Genomic DNA, 6173 nt, shown 5'->3' on the forward strand with positions numbered 1-6173 from the left:
CGTGTTGGACGCCCTCGCCGTGGCCTACGACTACCCCGTCGACGTCGAGTTCACTGTCAACATCACCAGCAGCGGCGACGTGCGCGTCGGCATCGTGCAGTGCCGCCCCCTGCAGACCCGTGGGCCCGGCGCGGCGGTGGCGATGCCCGAGCTTGCCGGCAACGGCGGCGTCCTGTTCGAGACGACCGGTAACTTCATGGGCGGCAACGTCCGGACGCCGCTGCGCTACGTGGTCGCCGTGCGCCCCGAGTTGTACCTGGGGCTCGGCACGTCGGAGCGGCACGGGGTCGCCCGCCTCGTCGGTATGGTGAACCGCGCCCTCGCGGGGGAGGCGTTCGCCCTCGTCGGGCCGGGCCGATGGGGCACGACGACCGAGTCGTTGGGTGTCCCCGTGCGGTTCGCCGAGATCAATCACGCCGCAGCGTTGGTCGAGACCACCTACGCCGAGGGCGATTTCCGCCCGGAACTGAGCTACGGCAGCCACTTCTTCCAGGACTTGGTCGAGACCGGCATCTTCTACGCGGCTGTCTTCGACGGTCGGCCCGGCACAACCTACGCGCCGGAGGTGGTGTGGCGGCGTCCGAACGCGGTCTTCGACCTCGTTCCGGACGCCGCCGCGCACCTCGCCGACGTGGTCCATGTGGCGCGTTTCGACCACCTGGAACTCGCCAGCGACATCGTCAGCCAGCGCGTGGTGTGCTGGGAGAGCTGACCCCTAGGCTCAGATGACGCCCAGGGCGACCATCGCGTCGGCCACGCGCAGGAAGCCGGCGATGTTGGCGCCGAGCACGTAGTCGCCCGGGGCTCCGTACTCCTCCGCGGTCTCGTAGCAGCGCTCGTGGATGCCGACCATGATCTCCTTCAGCCTGTCCTCGGTGTGCTCGAAGGTCCACGAGTCGCGCGAGGCGTTCTGCTGCATCTCCAGCGCAGAGGTCGCGACGCCACCGGCGTTGGCGGCCTTGCCGGGCGCGAACCGCACGCCCGCCGCCGTGAACGCCCGGATCGCGTCCGGCGTGCTCGGCATGTTCGCGCCCTCGGCGACGAGGGTGCAGCCATGGTCGATGAGCGTCTTGGCGGCGGCGGCGTCCAGCTCGTTCTGCGTGGCGCAGGGCAGGGCGATGTCGCACGGGACGTCCCAGATGGAGCCGTCGGACACGAAGCGGGCAGAGCTGTTGGCGTCCGCATACTCGCTGATCCGGCCGCGCCGGACCTCCTTGAGTTCCTGGATCTGCTCGAGGTCGATGCCGCCCTCGTCGACGACGTAGCCGCTGGAGTCCGACATGGCGACCACCGTGCCGCCCAACTGCTGGGCCTTTTCCAGGGCGTAGATGGCCACGTTGCCCGAGCCGCTCACGACGACCTTCTTGCCGTCGAAGCTCTCCCCGGACAGCTTGAGCATCTCGTCGGCGAAGAACACGGTGCCATAGCCAGTCGCCTCGGTGCGCGCCCGCGAGCCACCCCACGTGAGGCCCTTGCCGGTGATGACACCGGACTCGTAGCGCCCCGTCATCTTCTTGTACTGGCCGAACAGGTAGCCGATCTCGCGCCCGCCCACGCCGATGTCACCGGCCGGCACGTCGATGTCGTGCCCGATGTGGCCGGAGAGCTCGGTCATGAACGACTGGCAGAAGCGCATGATCTCGTTGTCGCTCTTGCCCTTCGGGTCGAAGTCGGAGCCGCCCTTGCCCCCGCCGATCGGCATGCCGGTGAGGGCGTTCTTGAAGATCTGCTCGAAGCCGAGGAACTTGATGATGCCGAGGTACACGCTCGGGTGGAAGCGCAGGCCGCCCTTGTAGGGCCCGAGCGCGGAGTTGAACTGAACGCGGAACCCACGGTTCGTGTGCACGCGGCCGGCGTCGTCCTGCCAGTTGACCTTGAAGATGATCTGGCGGTTCGGTTCGCAGACGCGCGGGATGATTCCCATCTCGACGAACTCGGGACGCCGCTCCATCACCGGTCCCAGGGACTCCAGTACTTCGCGTACCGCCTGGTGGAACTCGGCCTCGCCGGGGTTCCGGCGGACGACGATGTCGAACTCTTCCTGCAGGGTCGGAGTGAGCTCCATTGCGGCGAACCTTTCCTCGATGAATGGCGTTTGTCCGCCGGGGAGTCTACGACTGCCCCGCCCCTGCGACCTCGCTCGTTCACCCAACGGTCCTCAACGCGGGTGTGCCACGATCTGCCCCGCGGATCGGCGCTCGTCACCCCGACGTGCCAACCAGCCCCCATTGGAGTGCACGCACGGCCGTCTGGATGCGCGTGGTCGTGCCCAGCTTTTCCTCCAACGACACGATCCGCAGTTTGACCGTCGACTCAGACAGGTAGAGGCGTCCGGCGATCTGCGCGTTGGTCAGTCCCTCGCAGACCAACTCCAGCACGTGCTGCTCGCTCGGCGTCAGCGACACCGTGGCCGGGACCGTGGGTCGGCGCCCCACCATGCGCCGTGCCGGACAATCCGACATCACGGTGGTGCCGCGGTGCACCAAACGCAGTGCGTCCATGAGCGCCTCAGGAGAAGTGCTCTTCAACAGGAATCCGGACGCCCCCTGCGCCAGACATGCTGCTCTCAATGCAGACCATCAGGTTCTCCCATCACCGGGGTCGCCGACGCGTCCCCGTGCTGGACGCCTTCGATCTGGCGATCGCCCACCATGAACACATCGCACTCCTGGGCGAGTCCGGCTCGGGCAAGTCCACCATCCTCGGGTTGGCATCGGGGCTCCTCGTGCCGGACAGCGGCACGGTCACCCTCGCCGGGTGCGATCTCGGGGCGCTGTCAGTGGGAGCACGCGCCAACCTGCGCCTCAACGTGGTCGGGCACATCCACCAGGACTTCCGACTGTTCGACAAGCTCACCGCCGAGGAGAACGTCGCTTTCGTACTCCGCCTGCGGGGGGTCGCAGCGGCCGAAGCCCTCCAACGCGCCCGGAAGGCACTGGCCCAGGTGGAGTTGTAGCATCGACTCGGACATCGGCCCAGCGAACTGTCCGGGGGCGAACGCCAACGGGTCGCGATCGCCCGGGCCGTGGTCGCAGCTCCTGCGCTGGTGCTGGCCGACGAGCCGACGGGATCGCTGGACGCGGACCGCCGCGACGAGATCCTCGAGGTGATGTTCGCCACGCTTCCCCGAAGCGCGTTCCTCATCGTCACGCATGATCCGGCCGTGGCGGCGCGCGCCGATCGGATCGTCCGGATGGACGCGTTGCGAGGGCGTTGCCTCCCCTCCAGCCCCACGGCCGCCTGAACGCTGCTGCGCTACCTTCCCGTCAACCCGACGGGCGCCGGAACCCCAAGAGGCTCCGGCACCCGATCAGTGAGGATCAGCGATCAGCGTGGTACCGATTGATCGCGCTCAGGACGGCCCTCAGGGACGCCGTCACGATCGAACTGTGCCGTCCGACTCCCCACAGGACACGCGCGTCATCTCCCTGACCGACCTCGCACTCCACGTAGGCTGCGGCGAGGGCGTCGTCGCCGGAGCTGAGCGCGTGCTCGGAGTAGTCGAGCACCCGGACGGGGTAGCCGATCAGTGCCAGCGCGTCCACGAAGGCCGACAGCGGACCGTTGCCCTCGCCGCCGACTTGCTTCTCCCGGCCGTTGACGCGCAGGGCGGCGTCGACGGCGTAAACCCCCTCCTCGGAGACGGAGCGGTACTGCAGCAGATCGAGCGGCGTGTGCCGGCTCAGGTACTCGCGTTCGAAGATCGCCCACATCTGCGCGGCGTTGACCTCACCACCCTCGGCGTCCGTGTGTTGCTGGACGACGCGGCTGAACTCGATCTGCAGGCGCCGCGGGAGGTCCATGCTGTGATCGTTCTTCATGATGTAGGCCATGCCGCCCTTGCCCGACTGGCTGTTCACCCGGATGACGGCCTCGTACGTGCGGCCCACGTCGTGCGGGTCGATGGGCAGGTAGGGCGCCTCCCAGTCGACCTCGTGGATCGACTGCCCGGCCGCTGCCGCCTTCTTCGCCAGCGCCTCGAGCCCCTTCTTGATGGCGTCCTGGTGGGAGCCGGAGAACGCCGTGTACACGAGGTCGCCGGCGTACGGGTGTCGCGGATGCACCTGGATGCCGGTGCAGTACTCGACGGTGCGGCGCACCTCGTCGATGTCGGAGAAGTCGACCTGTGGGTCGATGCCTTGGGTGAAGAGGTTCATGGCGAGCGTGACCAGGTCGACGTTGCCGGTGCGTTCGCCGTGGCCGAACAGGCAGCCCTCGACGCGGTCGGCGCCCGCCATGAGGGCCAGTTCGGTGGCGGCGACGGCCGTGCCGCGGTCGTTGTGCGGGTGCAGGCTGACGCACACGTGCTCGCGGTTGCGGATGTTGCGAATGAAGTACTCGATCTGGTCGGCGTACGTGTTGGGGGTGCTCATCTCGACCGTGGCGGGCAGGTTGAAGATGATCTCGCGGCCCGCGTCGGGCTGCCAGACGTCCGCAACGCGGTTGCAGACCTCGACGGCGAACTCGGTGGGCGTCTGGGTGAAGATCTCCGGGCTGTACTGATAGCCGAACTCGACGTCGCCCAGGTGCTGCTCGGCGTACTTCATGACCAGTTCGGTGCCTCGGGTGGCCATGGCGATGCACTGGGCCTCGTCGATACCGAACACCACGCGGCGGAAGAGCTCCGCGGTCGCGTTGTACAGGTGGATGTTGGCGCGCTTGACGCCGACCAGCGACTCCGCCGTGCGCGAGATGAGGTCCTCGCGGGCCTGGGTGAGGACGGAGATCTGAACGTCGTCGGGGATGCGGTCCTCGCCGATCAGCTTGCGGACGAAGTCGAAATCGGTCTGCGAGGCGGACGGGAAGCCGACCTCGATCTCTTTGTAGCCCAGCTTGACGAGCAGGTCGAACATCTTCATCTTGCGGGCCGGGGTCATCGGGTCGATGAGCGCCTGGTTGCCGTCGCGGAGGTCGGTCGTCAGCCAGCGGGGAGCGTGGGTGATCTTCCTGGTGGGCCAGGCACGGTCGGGGACATCGACCGGCTCGAACGCCCGGTAGCGGTGGAAAGGCATCGGGCTGGGCTGCTGGGCTGGCGCCCCGTTCTGCGCGACGGTGCCGAAGGTGGTGATGGTGGTCATGGCTCTTTCCTGAGGGTTCGGTGGGGAATGCCAGGCGCGTGCAAGAACTCCGCAACGAGGAAGCCTGACGCCTCACAGGACCCGTCGGCGGGGTCGGAGGTCTAGGCCTCGCTGCGGCGACCAAGAAGCAGGTTCGCCCATGCCATGGGGGCATGTTACACACGTGGGACGCCCCCGGCGCCACCGCCCGCGCCGTGGTCCCATCCAGTGGGCACGATCACGCTTCTGACATAGGAAATCTGTTTCACGTGCCACGAATCCCTATGTCAGAAAAGCTATGTCAGAAACGTGCGCGGGGTCGGCACGGCTCCGACGGGCCGAAACCGGGCGCGCTGCGGCCTACTCCTCCGTCGGGACGCCCGCGTCGAGGATGGAGTCGGGCATGAGGCCGGGCAGGATGTCCGCCAGCGTCACCACTCCCAGCTCGCGGTCGCCGTCGGCGACGACGGCCAGCTGGGTGCGCCCCTGACGCAGCCGCGTCAGCACCGTCGTCAGCCCGCTGGCGGCCTCCACCAGCACCGGCTCCCGCAGCAGCGCGGCGACGGGCGTGTCCGGCGCGACGGCGAGCGTGTCGCGCACGTGCACCACGCCGACCGTTTTGTCGCCGTCCCGCACGAGGACGCGCAGGTGCCCGCTCGCCCGCGTGGCGGCCTGCACGTCGGCGGCCACGGCGTCCGGCCCGACCGCGGTCAGCGCCCGGCTCACGTCCACTATCTCGGACGCCGTCTGGTCCCGCAGCCGCAGCACGCGCGTCAACGACCCCCGGTAGCGGATGTCGAGGGCGCCCACGTTCGCGGAGTGTTCCACGAGCTCACGCAGGCCGGCGGCGTCCTGTCCGCTCGAGAGTTCGTCGACCGGCTCGGCGCCCGCCTTCCGCACCAGCCAGTTCGCCGCCGCGTTCATACCCACCAGCAGAGGGCGCACGACCGCCATGAACCACCGCATCGGCAGCGAGAGCAGCACCGCCGAGTTCTCCGGGTGCGCGATGGCCCACGACTTGGGGGCCATCTCGCCCACCACCAGATGGAGGAACGTCACGATGACGAGCGCCAGCACGAATGCCACCACGTCCGCGGCCACGGTCGGCAGCCCCAC

The 6173-nt window shown here is 68.4% G+C and carries 5 protein-coding genes and 1 pseudogene; 2 read left to right on the forward strand and 4 right to left on the reverse strand.

The features are described 5' to 3' along the window. Positions 1-712: hypothetical protein (locus tag Q1K57_RS04660; protein WP_300079507.1), on the forward strand; the 712-nt coding region annotated here is incomplete at its 5' end. Between the two features lie 9 nt (positions 713-721). Here Q1K57_RS04660 and gdhA read toward each other — a convergent pair. Next, positions 722-2065, reverse strand: a complete 1344-nt coding sequence (gdhA, locus tag Q1K57_RS04665) for an NADP-specific glutamate dehydrogenase (RefSeq protein ID WP_300079509.1) — start codon at positions 2063-2065, stop codon at positions 722-724. Between the two features lie 136 nt (positions 2066-2201). Then, the gene (locus Q1K57_RS04670) at positions 2202-2570 is read right to left on the reverse strand and encodes a response regulator transcription factor (protein WP_300079512.1); all 369 of its coding nucleotides are present in this window, start codon (positions 2568-2570) and stop codon (positions 2202-2204) included. Here Q1K57_RS04670 and Q1K57_RS04675 point away from each other — a divergent pair. Continuing rightward, positions 2570-3244: pseudogene (locus tag Q1K57_RS04675) on the forward strand (ATP-binding cassette domain-containing protein). The gene Q1K57_RS04670 and the pseudogene Q1K57_RS04675 overlap by 1 nt on opposite strands. 76 nt (positions 3245-3320) lie before the next feature. On the opposite strand, the gene leuA reads toward Q1K57_RS04675, so the two are convergent. Together leuA and Q1K57_RS04685 are read right to left on the reverse strand one after the other, a co-directional pair. After that, entirely contained in the window at positions 3321-5078 is a 1758-nt protein-coding gene (gene leuA / locus Q1K57_RS04680) for a 2-isopropylmalate synthase (RefSeq protein ID WP_300079514.1), read from the reverse strand. Positions 5079-5417: 339 nt separating this feature from the next. Continuing rightward, positions 5418-6173: CNNM domain-containing protein (locus Q1K57_RS04685; RefSeq protein WP_300079516.1), on the reverse strand; the 756-nt coding region annotated here is incomplete at its 5' end.

Source organism: Propioniciclava sp. (assembly GCF_029977985.1).
Lineage (GTDB): Bacteria > Actinomycetota > Actinomycetes > Propionibacteriales > Propionibacteriaceae > Propioniciclava.

What these genes read in the sequence shown, in the direction of transcription:
- leuA (WP_300079514.1), bottom strand. Translation starts at nt 5,078, where the DNA reads ATGACCACCATCACCACCTTCGGCACCGTCGCGCAGAACGGGGCGCCA.
- gdhA (WP_300079509.1), bottom strand. Translation starts at nt 2,065, where the DNA reads ATGGAGCTCACTCCGACCCTGCAGGAAGAGTTCGACATCGTCGTCCGC.